The organism is Mesorhizobium sp. M5C.F.Ca.IN.020.29.1.1, assembly GCF_003997375.1.
Taxonomy (GTDB): Bacteria; Pseudomonadota; Alphaproteobacteria; order Rhizobiales; family Rhizobiaceae; genus Mesorhizobium; species Mesorhizobium wenxiniae.
Genome location: NZ_RZSW01000046.1, coordinates 1 through 20,917 on the forward strand (window position 1 = coordinate 1; position 20,917 = coordinate 20,917).

Genomic DNA, 20,917 nt, shown 5'->3' on the forward strand with positions numbered 1-20,917 from the left:
CCGAATTTCAGTGCCTTCGCCTCACATGTGGCGCGCAGATCCTCGTCGGCAATGGTCTCGAAATCGGCGTTGTGCGCCAGGCCCAGAATACGCCGGTGCACCTCGACGCCGGCAAAGCCCAGCATGTCGGTCCAAATCGAATGCAGCATGTGGTCGAGCGCCTGTTCGGCGCCAAGCCTGTCGCCCTGATCCTCGAACAGGCTCTTCTGGTAGAGCATGCCGGTGCGCTCGGTTCGCCACAGATGCGAAAACTCGGTGCGGAATACCGACCATGTCTCGACCGTCACATCGAGCAAATAGCCGCGCATGGCGTCGCGCTTTTCCTTCTGTTCGTGACCGCGCTGCGAAAAGAACGCCATCCAGAAATTGGCGAGCAGCATGCCGACATCGAAGGCCATCGGCCCGTAGAAGGCGAATTCGGGGTCGATCATCCGCGTTTCTGAGTCGGTGACCATGATCGAGCCGGAATGCAGGTCGCCGTGCAGCAGCGTTTCTGCATTGGCCGCAAAAAGATGCTTCAGCCGCTGCGCCTCGACCTTGAGATCGCGGTCCGCGCGCAATTCTGCGACGATGCCGTCGAGCTGCGGGCTCGTATGCCGGTTCATCTTGGCGTCGAAATAGGGATCGGAGAACACCAGATTCTCGGTGATATCGCAGAGCTCGACGTTGTCGGCGAACAGCGCCAGATCCGCCTTGCGATCTTTGGTCACCATGCTGAGGTCGGAGCCGCGAAACAACGTGCGGGCCATGAACAAGCCGATATCCCTGGCGATGTTCGGCAACTGGCGGCCCTCGATCAGCGCCCGCCGCAAGATGATGTGCGGCGACAGATATTCCATGATGATCAGCGCCTGGACTTCGTCGAAATGATAGATCGCCGGCACCGAACCGGGCGCTCTCGCTTCCTGCCGCGTCAGCGCGTGATACTCGAAGAAGGAGCGCTTCAATGGCAGCCGCCAGCTGTCGCCGACCAGGCGAACATAGGGCAGGGCCTGCTTGACGACGGCAGCACCCGTGGCGCCCTCGACGATGAAGACCAGGTTCAGATTGCCGTCGCCGACCTCGCGGACCTTCCAGCGGGCCGTGTCCTTGCCGATATGCGAACACAGCGCCTCGTTGGCGCCAAGGCGTGCCGCCAATGTCTCGACCGACAGTGCTTCGAACGGCAATTTCCCAGTCATCCTTACCCTCCCGCCGATGTGCTTCCCATCATAGTGGAGCCAAGGCGGTTGGTCCAAGCTAGGAAGCTCTCTGGCAATTGTCAATCGTGTTGACAATTGCCGGAGCAGCCCCTAGCGTCATGGTCAGGGAGGAACGAATGGGCAATGATGCCGTGTTCCGCGTGCACGGCCTGAGGAAGTCCTTTGGCCATATCGAGGTGCTTGGCGGCGTCTCGCTCGATTTGCATGCCGGTGAAGTGACCGTGCTGATGGGCGCCAACGGCGCCGGCAAATCCACCCTCGTCAAAATTATCAGCGGCGTCTACGAGCGCGGCGGCGGCACGATGAGCCTTGCCGGCCACGACTTCGCGCCGGAGGATTTCGCGCCAAAAACGCCGGCCGAGGCGATCCGCGCCGGCGTCGTCACCGTTCATCAAAACATCAATGACGGTGTCGTCGCCGACCTCGACGTCGCCACCAATTTGACGCTCGACAGGCTGAGCGGCAGCGGCGCGCCGACCCTGTTCAATCCGGGCCGGGTGCGTCGCGAGGCAAAAGCGGTTGCCGACCGCATGGGGCTGGCCATCGACCTGAAGGCCCGGATCAGCGATCTGTCTCTGGCCGACCGCCAGATGGTGGCGATTGCCCGCGCCATGGCGCATCAGCCGAAGGTCCTGATCCTCGATGAGCCGACCTCCTCCTTGTCCAGCGCCGAAGCCGACCGGCTGTTCGCGCTGGTCGACAGGCTACGCGAGCAGGGCGTCGCGATCCTCTACATCTCGCACCGCATGTCCGACATCAGGCGGCTTGCCGACCGGATCGTCTCGATGCGAGACGGCGCGATCTCAGGTGTTTTCGACCGCAAGCCGCTCGATTTTGAAGGCGCCGTCAACGCCATGCTCGGCCGCAAGATCCACCTCGACCGAATCGTCGCCAGGAATTCGGCCAAGCCTATCCTGACGATCGACGGGTTGCGGATTGCAGAAGGCTCCATGCCGATCTCGCTGACGCTCGGCGACGGCGAAGTCGTTGCCATCACCGGCCTCGTCGGCGTCGGCAAGACCGCGCTCGCCGAGACGCTGTTTGGCGTCCGCAAGCCGCTCACCGGGACCATGACGTTGGACGGAAAACCCTATGCTCCGGGTTCGACAGGCGAGGCGATCGCCGCCGGCGTGTTTCTCGTCGCCAAGGACCGGAGCGAAAACGGGATCGTCGGCGACTTCAACATCCAGGAAAATATCAGCCTGCCGTTCCACAGGCGGATGTCGCGTATGGGCGTTCTCAAGCGCCGCATCGAGCGCGCCACCGCCCGCCAGCAGATTCGGGAACTGGGCATCGTCTGCCGCTCGGAGAAGGACGAAATGTCAGCCCTTTCCGGCGGCAACCAGCAGAAGGTGATGGTCGCCCGCTGGATCTCGCAGGCGGCAAAGCTGTTCATTCTCGACGAGCCGTTTCAGGGCGTCGACATTTCGGCCAGGCGCGACATCGCGGCCAAGCTGCGGGCGAGCGCGAACGGCCGTGCGACGCTGCTGTTCGTCACTGAACTCGACGAGGCGCTGGAGACCGCCGACCGCATCCTGGTGATGTCGGAGCAGACAATCGTTGGCGAACACCGCAACGCCGACATCGACCTCGAGCGCTTGTTGGCCGAAGTGGCGGGCAGGCCGTTGCACAGCGCAGCGTGAGGGCGGGCAGATAATGGGACGTGGAATGGAGAGGGCATGGGTTCGGGTTTGGTAAGGATGGCAGCGCGCGACCATGCCATCCGCTATGGCTTCATCGTTCTGCTGTTCGGGTTGATTGCATATTTCGCCATCGCCGCCGATGGCTTCGTCTCGCCGCAAAGCGCCGTCTTCATCTTCCAGTCGGTCGCCATCACCGGCGTGCTGGCGCTCGGCGTCACCGCCACCCTGGTCGTCGGCGGCTTCGACCTGTCGATCGGCTCCGTCGCCACCAGCGCCATGATGGCAGCCGCCTATGTGATGGTGGTGCTGGAGCAGAACGCCGTTGTCGCGGTTGTCGCCTGTCTCTTGATCGGTGCCGTTGTCGGCCTCATCAATGGCTGGCTGATCGTCTATATGCGCGTACCGGACCTTCTGGCGACGCTCGGCATGATGTTCCTGCTCGTCGGCCTGCAGCGCATTCCGACCGAGGGCCGCTCGATCGCCACCGGCATGACGATGCCCGATGGCGCGGTCGCCAACGGCACGTTCGGCGCTGGCTTCCTGGCGCTTGGCCGCCACCGCTTCGATTTCTTCATCCCCAACCTCATCCCGGTTTCGGTAGTTGTCTTGCTCGTGCTTGCGGTGCTGATCTGGTTTTTTCTCGAATACACCCGTTTCGGACGCATGATGTATGCGGTCGGCAGCAACGAACGGGCTGCCGAACTCGCCGGCGCGCCTGTCAAGGCATACAAAATCTGGGCCTACGTTATTTCAGGGGTTTTTGCCTCGATCGGCGGCATTTTGCTCGCTGCCCGGCTTGGACGCGGCGACATCGCCTCGGGTAATAATCTCCTGCTCGACGCTGTCGCCGCGGCGCTCATCGGCTATGCGGTCCTCGGGGCCGCCAAGCCGAACGCCTTTGGCACGGCCGTCGGTGCGGTGTTTGTCGGCGTGCTGCTGCAGGGCCTGACGATGATGAACGCGCCCTACTACACGCAGGATTTCATCAAGGGCGTAGTTCTTGTGGTTGCCCTTGTCTTCACCTTCGCCCTTTCCGGCAGGGGCAAGCGGTAGGGTTTCGACAGATAGGATTTCGACCGGCTGAAATTTGAGTTCAACAAGTGGAGGAGACAACATGAAGATCACGAGAAGACTTTTGGGGAAGGCAGCACTCGGGCTTGCCGGCGCCGCGCTGCTGATGCAGGTCCCGGCGATGGCGCAGGACAGGCCGGCGCCGTTCGACAAGCCCGGCGCCGTCAAGATCGCGCTGGTCCGCTATCTCTCGACCGGTGACTTCTTCCAGGCCTATCTGTCCGGTGTCGAAGCACAGGCCAAGGCGCTCGGCGTCGATCTGCGCGTCCTTGACAGCCGTCAGGACGCCGCCCTCCAGGCAGACATGGTCGACCAGGCCATCGCGCTTGGCGTCCAGGGCATCATCATCCAGCACGGCTTGACGGAATCGATGAAGGAAGCCGCTCAGCGCGCGGTCGACGCCGGCATCAAGGTCGTAGCGTTCGACGTCAACGTCGAAAACCCCAAGATCCCGCAGATCGAACAGTCCGACCGCGACCTCGCACGCCTCGCGCTCGAACAGGCGATCAAGGACAATGGCGAGAGCTGGAAGGCCGGCTATGTCTATGTCGCCGGCATCGCGCCGCTCGACCGCCGCAACGAGACCTGGGTTGACTTCAAGAAGAAATATGCGGGGATCAACGAGGCGGCGATGTTCGGTACGCTCGACAATCCGATCGCCAATTCCGTCGCCAACCAGGCCCGCTCGGTGTTGTCGGCCAACCCCGACATCAAGGTGATGTTCGCGCCCTATGATGAATTCGCCAAGGGCGTGAAGATCGCAGTCGACGAGGCGGGGTTCAACAAGGACATCAAGATCTATTCGGCCGATATCTCGACCTCCGACATCGCCGCGATGCGCGAGCCCGACAGCGCCTGGGCGGCAACCGCCGCCACCAATCCGGCCGTCGTCGGCCAGGTTTCGGTGCGCGCCCTGGCGCAGCTTTTGGCCGGCGAAGACCCCGGCCACAACGTCATCGTGCCGCCGACGCTGATCACCCAGAAGGATCTGATCGACAAGGACATCAAGAACATGGAAGACCTTTCGGCCAAGCTGCCGCAGTTCGCCCATGCCGATGTCGCGATGCCGGCCTGGATGCCGAACCCGAACGCCAAGTAGCTTTTTATCGCAGGCAAAAGGAAAGAGCGGCTTGCGGGCCGCTCTTTTGCGTCTGGACTGTTCTTCCTACCGCATCGCCGCAGCGATGTTGCCGCCGTCGACCGTCGTCACACTGGCGGTGGTCCGCTCGGCCAGCGCCTGATGCAGGAAAGCCTGGGCCACGTCTTCGGCCGTCACTTCCTGACCAAGCAGATTGCCCGCCATATATTCCTTTTCCGACACGCCGCGCGCGCCCGAACGGCTGGCGATCATGGCGTCGGTAAGCAATCCGGAACGGATGCGATCGGCGTTGACGGCATTCGAGCGGATGCCATGGGCGCCATAGTCGAGGGCATACTGCCTGCACAGGAACAGCGTCGCCGCCTTCGGGATGCCATAGGCGCCGAACTTCGGACCCGGATTGATCGCCTGCTTGGAGGTGTTGAAAAGGAGCACGCCGCCGGTGCCCTGTTCGAGCATGATCCGCACCGCGTTCTGCGCCGCTGAGTGGTGGGCGAAGAAATTCAGCTCGAAGCTCTTGCGCAAAGTCGCGTCGTCGAGTTCGCCGATCCGGCCTTCCCAGGCAGCCCCCGCATTCGAGACGAGAATGTCGAGGCCGCCGAAGACGGCCACCGCCTTGTCGAATGCCGCGCGCATCTGCGCCGGATCGGTGATGTCGGCGCCGATGCCGATCGAACTGTTGCCGGCTTTCTTCGCCGCTTCCGCCGCCCTTGACGCATCGAGATCGACGACGACGGCATGGGCGCCGTTGTCGGCGAACAGCTTTGCCGTGGCGGCGCCGATTGCGCCGGCGCCGCCGGTGACCAGCACAACCTGCCCGGTCAGCGGCTTCGGCTTGTTGGAGGCGAGCTTGGCCTGTTCCAGCGACCAGTATTCGAGCGGGAACAGGTCGGCTTTGGACAGCGGGCGGAAATCGCCGACCGCTTCGGCCCCGCGCACCGCCTCGATCCACATTTCACCGACGTCGGAGGCAATCTTCGCATCCTTAAGCGTGCGGCCATGGCCGAACATGCCGAGGCCGGGCACCAGCGTCAGCCGCGGCATCTGGTCGAGCATCGTGCGCTTCACATCATCGAGCGCGTCGTTGGTTTCGAAGTAGGCTCGATAGTCCCTGGCGAATTTCTCGACATGTTGGCGGATGACGGATTTGTAGTCGCCGATCTTGTCCGCGTCGGGCGCCGGCAGCGCCATCGGCCCGGTCTTGATGCGGATCGACAGGTCGGGCGTCGATACGCCGCGCCCGGCATAATCGGCAATCCTAGCCGAATTGATGAAATCCACGATCGCGTCCGAGGTGCGGAAATCGCTGATCATGCGGTCGAAGCGGGCTTCGCCGCGCGCTACCGCCACTGAGCCGCGCAGCATCGGCGCAATGTCCGCAGGCTTGGCCAGCCTGGCCGGCAAGGCGGCTTTTTCGGCAAGCGGCTTGCCGTGGCTGGCGATGAACTCCTCGGCGGCGTTCACATAGTGGATCATCCGGTCGTAGGCCTGTTTGGCATCGTCGCCGAACGTGAAAATGCCATGCTTGTCGAGGATCAGGCCCTCGACCGTCGGGTCGGCGTCAAAGACATCGGCCGCCGCCTTCGCCAGGTCGAAGCCCGGCATGATGTAAGGCACGAACCCCATCTTGCTGCCGAAGACTTTCTTGCTCAGTGCCTCGCTATCATCCTGGTCGACGATGGCCAGAACTGCGGTCGAGTGCGTATGGTCGACGAATTTATGCGGCAGGAAGGCGTGTAGCAGCGTCTCGACCGAGGGGTTCGGCGAAGACGGGTCGATGAGGTTCACCCGCTGCAGGGCGACCATATCCTCGTCGGAGAGTTTCTTGAGCGACCGCGCCTTGAGCAGAGCGCCGAGCTTGACCGCCGGCAGGCCCTGCGGCTCGATGACGCCCATGTCCCAGCCGCTGCCCTTGACGCAGAGCACGTCCCATTCGTCGCCGACGAGGTCGATGGCCCTTGTCTTGCAGGATGTGTTGCCGCCGCCATGCAGGACAAGCCGCGGTTCGCCGCCCAGAAGCCTGGTCGTATAGACGCGCAGCGCCAGGTCGCGGGCAACGCCCTTTGTTGCATAGTCGGCAACCAGCTTCTCCGCGTCGCCGTCATTCCACAGGTTCTTCATGTTCGCTTCGTCCGATTTCTGTTTGTTTGTGAACAGGAACGCCGCGACGCTTTGATGACAATGCGCCCGCGGCGGCGTTTTGCGTATCTAGGCGACCTTCTCCGCCGCCGGTCCGGCATGGTCGAGCAGCCGTCGCGCCATCCGGGCGCCGACCACCAGATGCGTGCACAGCCCACCTGCGATCGCCGCCACCAGCGGCTCGAATTTGCTGTCTTCCTGCACCACCACCAGGCGTTTTTCAATCTTGCGCAGCGATGACAGCTCCGCCGAAATGATCCGCCGGTTGTAGCTGCAGTCGAGCGCTTTGCCTTGCCCGTCGATGATCTGCCCGGCGATGACGCCGGCAGCCCCGGCACGGCGCAGCACCTCCATTTCGCTCGCAGTCAGCGCGCCGCATTTGACGACATGGCTGTCGGCGTCGACGGTGCCGACCGAGTAAAGCGCCAGGTTGCACGCACTGATGCCCGACAACTGCTCGCGGATCACCGGCTCGGCGCGTAGGCCGCGTGCCAGTTGCTCTGTCGTCAGCACCAGCGGTGCGTAGAAATTGAGCCCCTTGGCGTTGAGCCGGCGTGCGATTTCCATGGTGCATTGATCGGGCCGGTAGGAATAGGGGGCTCCCAGATTGCCGCAGAGCTGCACCACCGTGACATCCTGCAGATCGGCATAGGACATGATGTCGGCGATCGTATAGACGGTCCTTCCCCACGCGACGCCGATGCGGTCGCCCTTCTTGATCAGTTCGAGAAAGACGCTGGCCGCCAGCACCGCGATGTCGGTCGACGGATCGGCGACATGGCCGTTTTCCGGCGCGATCCAGACGGCATCGAGCTTCAATGCGTCTTCGAGCTTGCGCGCCATGACATCGTGGGTGAAAAGCTGGGTTGAGGTCGAGATGTTGACGATGCCGGTCTCGCGCGCCTTGCGCAGATACATGGCGACCGAGGCTCGGGAAATCTTGAGCTGGCTGGCCACCTGGTCCTGACGCAGGCCATGGGCATAGTAGAGCCAGGCGGCCTTGTGGATAAGCTGTTCTGCCGGTCGGATCGCCATGCCATCTCCTCGCTGACATTATTCATGGGTCTCGACAAAAGTCAAATCGAGCGGGGTAAACGATACCCTTTCGCGCGCGGAATCCAGATCATCATTGTGCCAAATGCGCTGTATCGTGGCATCGTTGATGGTGACGGGTCCGAGGCCTGTGGTTAGAAGGTTCGAGAACGATATTGGGGAGGACGGGATGGCCAATCCCTACGAACAGGATCTCGACAGGAATCCAGCCAACCACCAGCCGCTGACGCCGCTCAGCTATCTGGAGCGGGCGGCAAAGACCTTTCCCAACCATGTCGCGATCGTCCATGGCAGTCAGCGCACGACCTATCGTGATTTCTGGCGGCGGTCGCTGAAGCTTGCCTCGGCGCTGCAGAGGCGCGGAGTCGGCAAGGGCGACACCGTCACCGTGATGTTGTCCAACACGCCGCCGATGTTGGAAGCGCATTTCGGCGTGCCGATGACCAAGGCGGTACTGCATTCGCTCAACACCCGCCTTGACGCCGCGGTCATCGCCTTCCAGCTCGACCATGCCGAAACCAAGGTGCTTGTCGTCGATCGCGAATTCGCAAATGTCGTCAGCGAGGCGCTGGTGCTGGCTAAGGTAGAACCGCTGGTCATCGACTACGACGATCCCGAATACGCCGCCGACGCCCCTTATCCCAAGGGCCAGCGGATCGGCACGCTCGACTACGAGAACTTCGTCGCGGGCGGCGACGAGGATTTCGCCTGGTCGATGCCCGACGACGAATGGGACGCGATCTCGCTCAACTACACGTCCGGTACCACAGGCAATCCGAAGGGCGTCGTCTATCACCATCGCGGTGCGGCACTGATGGCCTACGCCAACACCATCCATGCCGGCATGGGCAAGCATGCGGTGTATCTGTGGACGCTGCCGATGTTCCACTGCAATGGCTGGTGCTTTCCGTGGACGCTGGCCGTGCAGGCCGGCACCCATGTCTGCCTGCGCTGGGTGCGGCCGAAGCCGATTTACGACGCCATCGCCAATTACGGCGTCACTCATCTGTGCGGCGCGCCGATCGTGATGTCGGTGCTGATCAATGCCAGGGACGAGGACAAGCGGCAATTTCCGCAGACGGTCACCTTTAGCACGGCCGCGGCACCGCCGCCGGAAGCGGTGCTGTCGGGCATGGCTGATGCGGGCTTTGCGGTCACTCACCTCTATGGCCTTACCGAAACCTATGGCCCGGCCGTCGTCAACGAATGGCATGGCGAGTGGGATGGGCTGGAGAAGGGTCTCAGGGTGGCGAGGAAGGCCAGGCAAGGCGTGCGCTATGCCGCGCTCGAGGATCTGACGGTGATGGACCCCAAGACGATGGAGGAGACGCCGGCCGATGGCGAGACGATCGGCGAGGTCATGTTCCGCGGCAACATCGTCATGAAGGGCTATCTGAAGAACCGCAAGGCGAGCGACGAGGCCTTTGCCGGCGGCTGGTTCCACTCGGGCGACCTCGGCGTCAGGCATCCCGACGGCTATATCCAACTCAAGGACCGCTCCAAGGACATCATCATTTCCGGCGGCGAGAACATCTCCTCGATCGAGGTCGAGGAGGCGCTCTACAAGCATCCTGCCGTCGCATCCTGCGGCGTCGTTGCCAGGCCCGACGACAAATGGGGCGAGGTGCCGGTCGCCTATGTCGAGCTGAAGCCGGGCAGGACGGCGACCGAAGCCGAGATCATCGATCACTGCCGCGCGCTGCTCGCCCGCTTCAAGGTGCCGAAAGCGGTGATCTTCGCCGAAATCCCGAAGACCTCGACCGGCAAGATCCAGAAGTTCAGGCTGAGGGAGATGGCCAAGGGGTAGGCAGGTCAGGACCCATAATCCGTGTCAGATCATTGTTGGCCCAGATAAGCCAACATGAACGGAGCAAAAAGATCCCTCAGTGTCGGATCGAGTGCCTTCCGATCGTCCTCGATACAAAACCAAGCCGACAGAAGAAGATCTAGCAGGAGGAGCATTCCGATGGAGTACACCGCGGTCAGCAAAGCGGGGCGGATCCTCGCCCTGATCGGGGTCATACTGCCGCTTCTCATGATCGGTGGGATGAAGTTCACGGCTGTTGAGATCGAGGCGTTGAGGCCGCTGATCGGCGGCACGCCTTGGCTCGCCTGGATGTATCCGGTATTCGGTGAAGCTGGTGCCTCTTATGTGCTTGGCGTCGTCGAGATCGCGACCGCGCTTCTGCTGATTGCCTCTCCCTGGTCGACGCGCGCCGGTGTGGCCGGTGGGGCATTGGCCGCGCTGATTTTCCTGGTCACCTGTTCGATCATGGTTGCCCTGCCGATCTGGGAGCCTGCGCTCGGCTTTCCCGCGCTCGGTCCCGCCGGTCAGTTCCTGATCAAGGACATTGCGCTGCTCGGCATCTCGCTTGTCATACTGGGCGAAAGCCTGAACAGACTAAGCAGATCGGCTACCTAAGCGGATCCAAGTCGAAGGCGAGTGGCAGAATCACGTCATCCGCATAGCCGCGTCAAATGGCGGGCTACTGCGAACTTGTGGGACGGGCACAGGTTCGCCGCGGCCACCGGACTACACATTCGACTAGATCGAAAAAGCCCCGCTCGCCACCATGATGCCGCGTCCGGAAACGCTCACTGAGCCGGCATCTACAACTACCTCAATGATGCTGGTACGTCCGAGAGTAGTGCCTTGCTCGACCTTGATTACGCCGGGCTGTGCAAGACTGTGTGCAACGAGATGTGCGGCGAGCGGACCAGCCGCCGTACCGGTTGCCGGATCCTCGGAAATGCCGACAGTCGGGTTGAAAAAGCGTGCATACGCTGTGGTTCCGGGCTGTAGCGGATCGAGTGAGAAGACGTAGCAGCCTTCCCCGCCGACCTCCTTGAGCAGGTCGAAAAGCTGTTTGGCATCAGGCGAAATCCGGTCGACGGCTTCGCGATCGCGGATTGGCACCAGGAGATGGGCAGCACCAGTCGAGACCACCTGGCAAGGCACAACGTCCGCTATTTCTTCAGCATTAAGCCCGAGTGCCGTGGCAAGAGCGCCAAGGTTTGAGAGCTGCCGGCCGGCCACTGGGGCTTCTTGCCGCATAATGATCTTTTCGAGTTTCCCCTGGCTTTGCCAGATGGCCAATGGGTACACCAAGTCGCCGATCTGTTGGTGAAACCATGTTGGGCCATCGGCCAGCTCGAGCCGCCCCGCCGCAGCGAGCCACCACCAAGCCCCTAGCGTGTTGTGGCCGCCTGCACCGAAAACCTCTACGCCTTTCGGCGTGAAAGAGCGCAATTTCCAATCGGCGTCCGCCCGGGTCGCCGGCAGGACAAAGGTAGTCTCGGACTGGTTGAACTCACGTGCAATGTTCTGCATGAGCTCGAGCGCCAACTCGCCACCGCCGTCCACAACCGCAAGTGAATTGCCCGTCAGCGGCGCCACCGCGAAGACATCGACGAAATGAAATGGAATTGTTCTGCTCATGGTTTCCTCCGGTGACCGCCGCCCGTTTCCGTTGTTCGGCTAATGTTTGAAGGTCGTCAATGTCCCGCTTTGCAGAACACTCTCTAATGCACGTCGCGCAAAAGTGTGCAGGGGTTTTGCGATAACGACATGACAAAACAACAACCTAAAGCGGGTCACGTGAGGCCGGTCAAATGCGACGGCCTTTAGCGAAGATGCGAGAGCACGTTGAGTAACTTGCCGGTCGGGTCGGCAATGAAGAAACGTCTTACGCCCCACGGTTCGTCGGTCAAATCATAGACCACTCTGCAACCGATCTCGTTTGCGCGAAGATATACCTCGTCGACATTGTCGACCTCGATCGACAGATCGGGTACGGGGGTGCCTGAGCCACCCTCGCTGGCGATGCTGATCTGGGGAATGGTTGTTTCCCGGGACGCCAGCGTGACGAGCCACCCGTGATCCATGACAACATCGAGGCCGAATAGGTCGGAATAGAACTTCCGAACGTCAGGAATGCTGTCTGTTGCAATGTTCGAGACGATGCGCAGCACGGTCATCCCGTGATCTCCTTTCCGCGGCATAGATGGCAATACCTAGCCGCGCGGGTCAGCGTGGATAGCGGGTGCCTGTGCACTGCCCGGGGCAGGCTTCATTAACGCTGATCACGCCAAGTCGTTTCAACAGATGTCACGGTCGCCCAACGAAGGTAACATCGCTGTTGACATCCGGTCGATTTCAAATTACGAGTGACGAAATTCAAAATTCGTCATTCGTAAGGGTCAACAAAACAACATGCATGATACCCTCGATACGGCCGACCTGGTCCGGCAGGAGAATGTCGCGCGCATCCTCGATTGCGCAGAGCGACTGTTCCGCCACTACGGCTACGGCAAAACCAATGTCGCCGACATAGCGCGTGAACTCGGCATGTCGACGGCGAACATTTACCGTTTCTTCGCCTCCAAGGTTGAGATCCACCAAGCCGTTTGCGGCCGTATGCTCGCTGCCTGCTACCAACTGACCTACGACGCCTGCCATAGTCCCGGAACGGCCAGCGAAAGGCTTCGCCGCTACGTGCAAACGCATTATCAGTGGACCCGCGACACCATGCTCGACCAGGAGAAGGTGCACGAAATGGTGGTCGTTGCCATCGAACGCGATTGGCATGTCATCGAGAAGCATATCGACAGGATCCGCGGCTTGGTGGAGGAGGTGATCCGCGAGGGAATCGCAGCAGGCGAGTTTCCCGACCAGGACCCGGAAGTCGCTTCGCGGTGTTTCGGCGCCGCTATCATCACCCTCTGTCACCCGCAAATGGTCGCCCAGTGCCTTGCCAAGAAGAATCGGGCGATGCCGGACGAGCTTATCGAGTTTGCCATCAGGGCTTTGAAGAAATGACCGGCGGCGTCCGCAGGGCGTCCACAATCCATCTCCAGTTCGGGAGTACGCAAGTGCCTTTGTCCAATTCCATCATGAACGGGCTGCCGGCTATTGGACCGGCACTGGTCGTCGTCGCGGCGCTTGGGCTCGCCGGTTGCTCGCAAGAAAAAGTGGAAGTCAAGGACATCGTCCGGCCGGTCAAGGTCGTCGAGATCGCCAAGGCAAACGATACCCGTGAGCTCTCCTACTCCGGATCGGTGCGCGCACGCACCGAGATGAACCTCGGGTTCCGTATCAACGGCAAGATCACCGAGCGCCTGGTCGACATCGGTCAGCGCGTGAAGCCGGGCGACGTTCTGGCCCGCATCGATCCGGCCGACTACGAGCTTTCGGTCAAGAGTGCCGAAGCCAGCCTCGAGGCCGCCGAGCGGCAGGTCGAGACAACGGGCCTTGCCCGCCGTCGTGCCGAACAGCTGTTTGCCAGGACCTTCGCGTCGAAATCGCAGCTCGAACAGGCGACGCTCAGCTACGATCAGGCGGTCGCCACCCGGAATTCCGCGCGCTCATCGCTTGACCAGGCGAAGAACCAGGTCCTCTACACCGACCTCAAGGCGGACAGGAACGGCATCGTCACATCAGTCACCGCCGATGTCGGTCAGGTGGTCGGCTCCGGCACGCCGGTTGTGACCGTTGCCGTCGATGGCGAAAAGGAAGTCCTGATCGCCGTTCCGGAAATGGATATCGCCCAGTTCAAGCCGGGCAAGAACGTAAAGGCAAGCTTCTGGTCCGACGATGCGCTGATGCTCGACGGCAAGGTCCGTGAAGTCGCCGGCAGCGCCGATCAGCAGTCGCGTACCTTTGCCGTTCGCGTCAGCCTGCCCAACGATCCGCGCGTGCTTCTCGGCATGACCGCCAACATCGAGGCTTCGGCGGCCAACAACAGCCCGCAGAGCGTATCGATCCCGTTGAGCGCGCTGGCGCAAAAGGAAGGCCAGCAGATCGTCTGGACCGTGGACCGCAACGGCGACACCGTCCATGCGCGTCCGATCAAGGTAGCCGAATTCACCGCCGACGGCGTGCATGTTGCCGAAGGATTGAACCCTGGCGACGTCGTCGTTGCGGCGGGCACGCAATTCATGACCGAGAATCTGAAGGTCAAGCTGGCCGGTGATGCGGTGCAGCAGTCCGCATCGGCGGACGACGATGGCGACGCCGCCAAGCGCGTGCGCTGACGGCCAAGAATAAAACGGCTTTTCCTCGCATCGGCGCAAGCCGCGAGGTCAAGCGGTTCATGGTTTCCGGGCGGCAGGTGCCCGATTGTCGAGACGTCAGGTCGATGTAGCCCCCCACATCGATCCCCGCGTCCCACCGCGATGAGTGTCTCTCCGCTCGGAAAGCCTCGCCGCCCGGAAGCCAGCATTAGAAGCTCCGTGGGCATGCCATGTGCGTGCGCTGACGATCAGACAAATGGACTGGCGCTATGACCACCGACACCAATGAGAAGCGGCCCTTCAATCTTTCGCGCTGGGCAATCGGGCACCCGAGCATTGCGCGGTTCCTGTTCGGCCTGATCATCGTTGCCGGTGCGCTCGGCCTGATGCGCATGGGCCAGAAGGAAGACCCGGACTTCACTTTCCGCGTCATGGTCGTCCAGGCTGTCTGGCCGGGGGCCTCGATCCAGGAGATGGAGGACCAGGTCGTCAACAAGATCGAGCGCAAGCTGCAGGAAACGCCGCATCTCGATTTCGTCCGTTCCTACACGCGCGCCGGCAGCGCCATCATTACCTTGCAGGTGGAAGGCGACACCAATCCTACGCAGGTCGCGGATGCGTTTTACCAGGTACGCAAGAAGGTCGGCGATATCGCCAATGAGCTGCCTCAAGGTCTGCTTGGGCCCTACTTCAACGATGAGTTCGGCGACACTTTCATCACCCTGCATTCGATCAGCGGCGACGGCTACAGCTATCCCGAGCTGAAGAAACTAGCCATCCAGGCGCGTGACATGCTGCTGACGACGCCCGGCGTCGAGAAGGCCGTGATCATCGGCGACCAGCCGGAAAAACTCTACATCGACGTTTCATCCAAGGTGCTTGCCGAGCGTGGCCTGACGCTCACCGATCTGCAGAACGCGATCAAGGGCCAGAACAATGTCGATCCGGCAGGCTCGGTCGATACCGGCCAGCGTTCGGTGCGCATCTCGGTCGAAGGCAGCGTGACGGAGGCGGCCGACATCCGCGAACTTCGCCTGCGCGCCGGCAACCAGGTGACGCGCCTCGGTGACATCGCAACCGTGACCACAGGTCTCGAAGACCCCTACCAGCGCAAATACCGCTTCAACGGCCACGACAGTGTCCAGGTCGGCGTCGTCATGGCCAAGGGCTTCAACGTCACCGATGTCGGCAAGGAGGTCGAGGCGACCTATCACCGCTTCGAAGAAGCGTTGCCTTACGGCGTTTCGGTCGATCAGATCGCCGACCAGCCGGAAGTCGTGCGGGAAGCGGTGAGCGAGTTCATGAAGGCGCTTGGCGAGGCGCTGCTGATCGTGCTTGTCGTCTCGTTCCTGACGATCGGCTGGCGTTCGGGCCTGGTGATCGCGATCACCATTCCGCTCGTTCTGGCCGCCACCTTCGCCATCATGTACGAGATCGGCATCGATCTGCAGCGTATTTCGCTCGGCGCGCTGATCATTGCGCTCGGTCTGCTCGTCGACGACGCGATGATCGTCGTCGAAATGATGGAGCGCAAGCTCGAGGAAGGACTGGTCAAAATCGAGGCGGCGAGCTTCGCCTATACCTCGACGGCCTTCCCGATGCTGAGCGGCACGCTGATCACCACCGCGGGCTTCATCCCGGTCGGCTTCGCGGCTTCGACGGCCGGTGAATATGTGCGCTCGCTGTTCTACGTTGTCGGCATCGCGCTGGTCGTCTCCTGGTTCGTGGCGGTCTACTTCACGCCGTGGCTTGGTCACATGATCCTCAAGCAGCGAAAACACGCCGGCAGCCATCACGATGTCTTCGACACACGCTTTTACCGCCGGCTTCGCGCCACCGTCAGCTGGTCCGTGCGCCACCGCATCATCGTGCTGGTCATGACGCTGGTGACCTTCGTCACCAGCCTGTGGGCGTTCCAGTTCATCCCGCAGAATTTCTTTCCGCAGTCATCGCGTCCGGAAATCCTTGTCGACCTCTGGCTGCCGGAAGGCACCAGCATCAAGGAAGTCGAGACGCAGGCCAAGGCGCTCGAAACCAGGATGATGGACGACAAGGACAAGCGCTTCATCGCCACCTATATCGGTGAGGGCGCGCCGCGCTTCTTCCTGCCGCTCGACCAGCAGCTTCGCAATCCGAACTTCGCCCAGCTTCTGGTGATGGCCAATGACGAACCGGCCCGCGAGCGGCTGATCGTCAAGCTGCGCACCATTCTGGCCGAGGATTTCCCGTCGGTTCGCGCCAAGGTTGACCGCCTGTTCCTTGGGCCGCCCACGGGCTGGCCGGTGCAGATGCGCGTCATGGGTCCGGATCGCCAGGACGTGCGCCGCATCGCCGACGAGGTGAAGGCGAAGTTCCAGGCAAATCCGCTGCTCGGCGCCGTCCACGACGACTGGCTGGAGCCGGTGCCGGAGATGAAGCTGGTGATCGACCAGGATCGCGCCCGTGCGCTCGGCGTCACCTCGCAGCGCATCCGCCAGATGCTGCAGGCAACCATGTCGGGCGCGCCGCTCGATGATTTCCGCGACGGCGAGGAGACCGTTTCGATCGTCGCCCGCGAACCGGAAGCAAGCCGTCACCTGCTGTCGGCGGTCGACTCGGTCTCTGTCCCGACGGATTTCGGTGGCTTCGTGCCGCTGTCGCAGGTCGCCAAGGTCGTCCCGGTGCTGGAGCAAGGCGTCGAGTGGCGGCGCGACCGCCTGCCGACCATCAGCGTGCGTGCCACGTTGCCGGATGGCGTGCAGTCGAACGATGTCGTGATGAAGATGTATAGCGAGATGCAAAGCCTGCGCGACGGTCTGGCGCCCGGCTACAACATCGAGATCCAGGGCGGCGCCGAGGATTCGGCCGAAAGCCAGGCCTCCATTGCTGCGAAAGCTCCAATCATGCTGGCTGTCATCGTCGTGCTGCTGATGATCCAATTGCAGCATTTCGGCAAGGCGATGCTGGTGCTGGCGACCGGTCCGCTCGGCATCATCGGCGCTGCGGCGGCACTTTTGATCAGTGGCGCGCCCTTCGGCTTCGTCGCCATCCTCGGCGTGATCGCGCTGCTCGGCATCATCATGCGCAACTCGATCATCCTGGTCGACCAGATCGACCAGGATATAGCGGCCGGCATGGAGCGCTCGGAGGCCATTATCGGCTCGGCGGTCCGCCGTTTCCGTCCGATCATGCTGACCGCGCTGACGGCGGTCCTGGCGCTGATCCCGATCTCGCGCGGCGTCTTCTGGGGTCCGCTCGCCTATGCCATGATGGGCGGCATCCTCGTTGCTACCGTGCTCACTATCCTCGTCCTTCCGGCAGGCTATGCCTTGTTCTTCGGCAGGGAGCGCAAGAAGGCCGAGGATGCGGAGCAGGTGGTCGAGCCGGAGCTGGCAGAAAACGACGACAGGCCGCGACTGGCTCTGGCCGCCGAATAGCGCTGTTGGCAGATGTGACGTCCAAGGTTTAAATCCGCCCACCGGCAGAGCGCTGGAGGAGAACGTCATGACCATAGTTCAGGCACCGGTGGCGCTGCGCCAGCCGATCGACGGACGCCACCGTCAGATGTTCGTCGATGGCGCCTGGCTCGACGCCCGTTCGGGCCGCATCATGGAGACCCGCAATCCGGCAACCGGCGCGGTCATCGCCACGGTGCCGCGCGGCGACCGCGATGATATCGAGCTGGCGGTGGCCGCGGCGCGCAGGGCCTTCGACGGGCCGTGGAGCCGGTATAAGCCCTACGAGCGACAGGTGCTGCTCCTCAGGATCGCCGACCTCTTCGAAAAGCACTGGGAGGAGATCAGTCGCTCGGACACGATCGACATGGGCATGCCGATCGTGCGTACCCGTGCCAACCGCAACCGCGTCATCGGTATGCTGCGCTACTACGCCGGCATGGCGACGTCCCTGCATGGCGAGACGATTGAGAACTCGCTGCCGGGCGAAATCGTCTCCTTCACGCGCAAGGAGCCGGTCGGCGTCGTCGGCGCCATTATCCCCTGGAACGCACCGACGGCCGCTTCGATCTGGAAGATCGGGCCAGCGCTTGCCGCGGGCTGCACCGTGGTGCTGAAACCTTCGGAAGAGGCGCCGCTGACGCCGCTTCTGATCGCCGACATCATGAACGAGGCCGGCGTTCCGCCAGGCGTCGTCAACATCGTAACCGGCACCGGTGCGGAGGCAGGTGCCGCACTTTCCGAGCATATGGGCGTCGACAAGATCGTCTTCACCGGCTCGACGGCAACGGGCCAATCGATCGTCCGCGCCTCGGCCGGCAACCTCAAACGCGTCTCGCTGGAGCTTGGCGGCAAGTCGCCGGTCATCGTCTGCGCCGACGCCGATCTCGACAGGGCGGTGCCGGTCGCGGCGATGTCGGTGTTCGCCAATTCCGGCCAGATCTGCATCGCCGGCTCGCGCCTGTTCGTCGAACGCTCCATCCATGACGAGTTCGTCGAGCGCCTGGCGGTCTATGCCAAGGGCCTCAGGATCGGCGACGGCATCGACCCGGCGACCGAGATCGGCCCGCTCGTCTCCGAAAAGCAGCTGCAACGGGTCGCCTCGTATCTCGAGGCCGGCACGGCGGAGGGCGCGACCCTCGTCACCGGCGGTGAACGCCTTATGGAGGGTGCGCTGGCCGCCGGCAATTTCGTCGCGCCGACCGTTTTTGCCGGTGTCTCGGACGACATGAGGATCGCGCGCGAGGAAATCTTCGGGCCGGTCATCTCGGCATTGCCGTTCGATACGCTCGACGAGGCGGTCGAGCGAGCCAACAACACGCCCTACGGTCTTGCCGCAGGGGTGTTCACCCAAGATCTCGCCACCGCCCACCAGCTTTCCAGGAAAATCCGCGCCGGCTCGGTCTGGGTGAACACCTATCACGCCATCGATCCGGCCATGCCTTTCGGCGGCTACAAGATGAGCGGCTACGGCCGCGAGGGTGGTGCCGAGCACCTCGACGAGTATCTCAACACCAAGGGCGTGTTCATCAAGATCGATTGAGTCTCACGCGGGATATGGCATGAAACGAAAAAACCGCCTCGGCGGCGGGTTATCGGTGCCAATCGGCACTACAGCTAAATCACTAGCCTAACTGCCGAACAAAGAAAGAACAAACGTGCAAGGGGATCGAGCGCGCATCGCGCGCTCAATCTTTGAGGCGGAGGTCAGATGACGAACAGCCAGTTGGCGAGCAGCACCACCGCGACGCCGGCGATCAGCGTCAGGTAGGGCAGGATGCCCGCCTTTCTGACGGCGAGATCGGATGAGGTCATGCCGAGATCAGCCAGCATGTGGTCGGGGAATTTGCCCTTGTCCTGAATGTAATGCCGGAAGCAGAACACCGGGATGATGAGGCCAGCCGTGATCAGCCCTGCCCACAGTGCCATCGGGTTCCAGACCTTTGCACCGGCGCCCATGAAGATCATGTTGACATAGGCAAGGATGGCCCCGAGGCCGAGCAGCCAGCTCGGTGCCTTCCACGGCCGCGCGATATGGCCGTTGTCGATGCGATGGATCCAGCCGGCATTGAGGTTGAGGAAGTTGAAGATGATGTAGCCGCAATTCGACACGGCGAGGATGAAGAAGAAGCTGGTCGCGTCGGCCGAAGCGATGGCCAGCACGGCCAGGTTGAAGATCAGGTCGGTCCACATGGCGCGGGTCGGGGCGCCGTGTTCGTTGACATGGCTGAGATAGCGCGGCAGCCAGCCGTCGACTGAGCCCTGATAGAGCGTACGCGAGGACCCCGCCATCGCCGTCATGATGCACAGCACCAGGGCCAGGATCATCAGCATCACCAGAAGGCTATGGATCAGCTGTCCGCCGCCGACCATGCCGGCCAGTGCGTCGGCAACGCCGGAGCCGTCGACGATCGGGGTCGCCAGCATGCCATTCAAGCCGAGCACGCCCTGGAAGGTGAACGGCACCAGGATGAACAGCAGCATGCATAGCAGGCCGGAATAGAAGATCGCCTTGAAGGTGTCGGTGCCGGGATTCTTGAACTCGGACGTGTAGCAGACGGCAGTCTCGAAACCGTAGGTCGACCAGGCGGCGATGAACATGCCGCCGAGAACGAGCGTCCAGCCGGCAATGTTCCACGCCCCGGGCTCCGGCGCGTAGGCGGCCGCCAGCGGCACCAGCGGCGAGAAATTCGCCCAGTCGATCTGGCCGGTGACGATCGGCACGACACCGACGATCAGCATCGGAATGATGACGAACAGTCCGATATATTTCTGCACGTTTGCCGTGCCCAGGATGCCGCGATGCTGGATGGCGAAGATGATCAGCATCAGCACGGCGCCGATGAAGAAGGTGGCGTTGAAGGTGAAGGAGACCGGACCCAGCGTGTGCCCGTAGAGCGTCCAGTTGCGGATCGCCGGTGTGGCGGCCGCGGTCACCGCCGTGATGGCATCGGCGGCACTCGCCCCAGTATTAGCCGCGATATAGGCGGCGACTTCCGGCGAGGCGTCGGTAAACAGCGGCACCGGCGCCAGCGCGTTGAGGATATAGGCGGCGGCGATCGAGCAGCCGAGCGACAGCACCGGCGACCAGGCGAACCAGTTGCACCACACCGACAGCGGCGCGATGAACTTGGAATAACGCAGCCAGGCGGTGGCGCCATAGATCGAGGCGCCGCCGGACTTGTTCGGAAACAGGCCGGCGATCTCGGCATAGGTGAAGGATTGCAGGAAGCCCATGATCATGGACACCGTCCAGATCAGGAA

15 protein-coding genes are annotated in these 20,917 nt (G+C 62.4%); 9 read left to right on the forward strand and 6 right to left on the reverse strand.

What is annotated here, in order from left to right; genetic code table 11:
• A partial coding sequence (gene mtnK, locus EOA85_RS06405; protein ID WP_127208771.1) for an S-methyl-5-thioribose kinase occupies positions 1 to 1,181 on the reverse strand: 1,181 nt, incomplete at its 3' end.
• Between the two features lie 137 nt (positions 1,182 to 1,318).
• Between mtnK and EOA85_RS06410 the strand changes: the two genes are divergently transcribed.
• The 3 genes from EOA85_RS06410 to EOA85_RS06420 all read left to right on the forward strand — a co-directional run bounded on the left by EOA85_RS06410 (position 1,319) and on the right by EOA85_RS06420 (position 5,015).
• On the forward strand, positions 1,319 to 2,845 hold the full coding sequence (locus EOA85_RS06410) for a sugar ABC transporter ATP-binding protein (protein ID WP_065008412.1): 1,527 nt from the start codon (positions 1,319 to 1,321) through the stop codon (positions 2,843 to 2,845).
• A 57-nt stretch (positions 2,846 to 2,902) separates the two neighbouring features.
• Entirely contained in the window at positions 2,903 to 3,898 is a 996-nt protein-coding gene (locus tag EOA85_RS06415) for an ABC transporter permease (RefSeq protein WP_065008347.1), read from the forward strand.
• Between the two features lie 61 nt (positions 3,899 to 3,959).
• Positions 3,960 to 5,015: a substrate-binding domain-containing protein gene (locus EOA85_RS06420; protein ID WP_065008346.1), complete on the forward strand. Its 1,056-nt coding sequence runs from the start codon at positions 3,960 to 3,962 to the stop codon at positions 5,013 to 5,015.
• Between the two features lie 66 nt (positions 5,016 to 5,081).
• On the opposite strand, the gene EOA85_RS06425 is transcribed toward EOA85_RS06420, so the two are convergent.
• Together EOA85_RS06425 and EOA85_RS06430 are read right to left on the reverse strand one after the other, a co-directional pair.
• Positions 5,082 to 7,136, reverse strand: a complete 2,055-nt coding sequence (locus EOA85_RS06425; RefSeq protein WP_127208772.1) for a bifunctional aldolase/short-chain dehydrogenase — start codon at positions 7,134 to 7,136, stop codon at positions 5,082 to 5,084.
• Between the two features lie 87 nt (positions 7,137 to 7,223).
• Positions 7,224 to 8,189 carry a sugar-binding transcriptional regulator gene (locus EOA85_RS06430; RefSeq protein ID WP_127208773.1) on the reverse strand — a complete coding sequence of 322 codons (966 nt, stop codon included), beginning with the start codon at positions 8,187 to 8,189 and terminating at the stop codon, positions 7,224 to 7,226.
• A gap of 187 nt (positions 8,190 to 8,376) precedes the next feature.
• Between EOA85_RS06430 and EOA85_RS06435 the strand changes: the two genes are divergently transcribed.
• Together EOA85_RS06435 and EOA85_RS06440 are read left to right on the forward strand one after the other, a co-directional pair.
• A complete protein-coding gene (locus EOA85_RS06435; protein ID WP_127208774.1) occupies positions 8,377 to 10,014 on the forward strand; it encodes an acyl-CoA synthetase in 1,638 nt (545 codons plus the stop codon).
• Between the two features lie 159 nt (positions 10,015 to 10,173).
• The gene (locus EOA85_RS06440; RefSeq protein ID WP_127208775.1) at positions 10,174 to 10,629 is read left to right on the forward strand and encodes a DUF417 family protein; all 456 of its coding nucleotides are present in this window, start codon (positions 10,174 to 10,176) and stop codon (positions 10,627 to 10,629) included.
• Between the two features lie 123 nt (positions 10,630 to 10,752).
• Here the strand turns inward: EOA85_RS06440 and EOA85_RS06445 are convergent, their stop codons facing one another.
• The gene (locus EOA85_RS06445; protein ID WP_127208776.1) at positions 10,753 to 11,646 is read right to left on the reverse strand and encodes a PhzF family phenazine biosynthesis protein; all 894 of its coding nucleotides are present in this window, start codon (positions 11,644 to 11,646) and stop codon (positions 10,753 to 10,755) included.
• A 185-nt stretch (positions 11,647 to 11,831) separates the two neighbouring features.
• A complete protein-coding gene (locus EOA85_RS06450; RefSeq protein WP_065008341.1) occupies positions 11,832 to 12,185 on the reverse strand; it encodes a VOC family protein in 354 nt (117 codons plus the stop codon).
• A gap of 235 nt (positions 12,186 to 12,420) precedes the next feature.
• Between EOA85_RS06450 and EOA85_RS06455 the strand changes: the two genes are divergently transcribed.
• The 4 genes from EOA85_RS06455 (at position 12,421) to EOA85_RS06470 (ending at position 19,196) form a co-directional block, all read left to right on the forward strand.
• Positions 12,421 to 13,026, forward strand: a complete 606-nt coding sequence (locus EOA85_RS06455; protein ID WP_127208777.1) for a TetR family transcriptional regulator — start codon at positions 12,421 to 12,423, stop codon at positions 13,024 to 13,026.
• A gap of 74 nt (positions 13,027 to 13,100) precedes the next feature.
• Positions 13,101 to 14,240 (forward strand): efflux RND transporter periplasmic adaptor subunit, encoded by a 1,140-nt coding sequence (locus tag EOA85_RS06460; protein ID WP_164759515.1) that lies wholly within the window; start codon positions 13,101 to 13,103, stop codon positions 14,238 to 14,240.
• A 248-nt stretch (positions 14,241 to 14,488) separates the two neighbouring features.
• Complete coding sequence (locus tag EOA85_RS06465) at positions 14,489 to 17,635, forward strand: efflux RND transporter permease subunit (RefSeq protein WP_127208779.1); 3,147 nt, start codon at positions 14,489 to 14,491, stop codon at positions 17,633 to 17,635.
• A gap of 67 nt (positions 17,636 to 17,702) precedes the next feature.
• Positions 17,703 to 19,196 (forward strand): aldehyde dehydrogenase family protein, encoded by a 1,494-nt coding sequence (locus EOA85_RS06470; protein WP_127208780.1) that lies wholly within the window; start codon positions 17,703 to 17,705, stop codon positions 19,194 to 19,196.
• 164 nt (positions 19,197 to 19,360) lie between these two features.
• On the opposite strand, the gene EOA85_RS06475 is transcribed toward EOA85_RS06470, so the two are convergent.
• The coding region (locus EOA85_RS06475) for an APC family permease (protein WP_164759514.1) at positions 19,361 to 20,917 on the reverse strand (1,557 nt) is incomplete at its 5' end.

What these genes read in the sequence shown, in the direction of transcription:
- EOA85_RS06465 (WP_127208779.1), top strand. Translation starts at nt 14,489, where the DNA reads ATGACCACCGACACCAATGAGAAGCGGCCCTTCAATCTTTCGCGCTGG.
- EOA85_RS06460 (WP_164759515.1), top strand. Translation starts at nt 13,101, where the DNA reads ATGAACGGGCTGCCGGCTATTGGACCGGCACTGGTCGTCGTCGCGGCG.
- EOA85_RS06430 (WP_127208773.1), bottom strand. Translation starts at nt 8,189, where the DNA reads ATGGCGATCCGACCGGCAGAACAGCTTATCCACAAGGCCGCCTGGCTC.
- EOA85_RS06455 (WP_127208777.1), top strand. Translation starts at nt 12,421, where the DNA reads ATGCATGATACCCTCGATACGGCCGACCTGGTCCGGCAGGAGAATGTC.
- EOA85_RS06450 (WP_065008341.1), bottom strand. Translation starts at nt 12,185, where the DNA reads ATGACCGTGCTGCGCATCGTCTCGAACATTGCAACAGACAGCATTCCT.
- EOA85_RS06470 (WP_127208780.1), top strand. Translation starts at nt 17,703, where the DNA reads ATGACCATAGTTCAGGCACCGGTGGCGCTGCGCCAGCCGATCGACGGA.
- EOA85_RS06445 (WP_127208776.1), bottom strand. Translation starts at nt 11,646, where the DNA reads ATGAGCAGAACAATTCCATTTCATTTCGTCGATGTCTTCGCGGTGGCG.
- EOA85_RS06415 (WP_065008347.1), top strand. Translation starts at nt 2,903, where the DNA reads ATGGCAGCGCGCGACCATGCCATCCGCTATGGCTTCATCGTTCTGCTG.
- EOA85_RS06420 (WP_065008346.1), top strand. Translation starts at nt 3,960, where the DNA reads ATGAAGATCACGAGAAGACTTTTGGGGAAGGCAGCACTCGGGCTTGCC.
- EOA85_RS06410 (WP_065008412.1), top strand. Translation starts at nt 1,319, where the DNA reads ATGGGCAATGATGCCGTGTTCCGCGTGCACGGCCTGAGGAAGTCCTTT.
- EOA85_RS06425 (WP_127208772.1), bottom strand. Translation starts at nt 7,136, where the DNA reads ATGAAGAACCTGTGGAATGACGGCGACGCGGAGAAGCTGGTTGCCGAC.
- EOA85_RS06435 (WP_127208774.1), top strand. Translation starts at nt 8,377, where the DNA reads ATGGCCAATCCCTACGAACAGGATCTCGACAGGAATCCAGCCAACCAC.
- EOA85_RS06440 (WP_127208775.1), top strand. Translation starts at nt 10,174, where the DNA reads ATGGAGTACACCGCGGTCAGCAAAGCGGGGCGGATCCTCGCCCTGATC.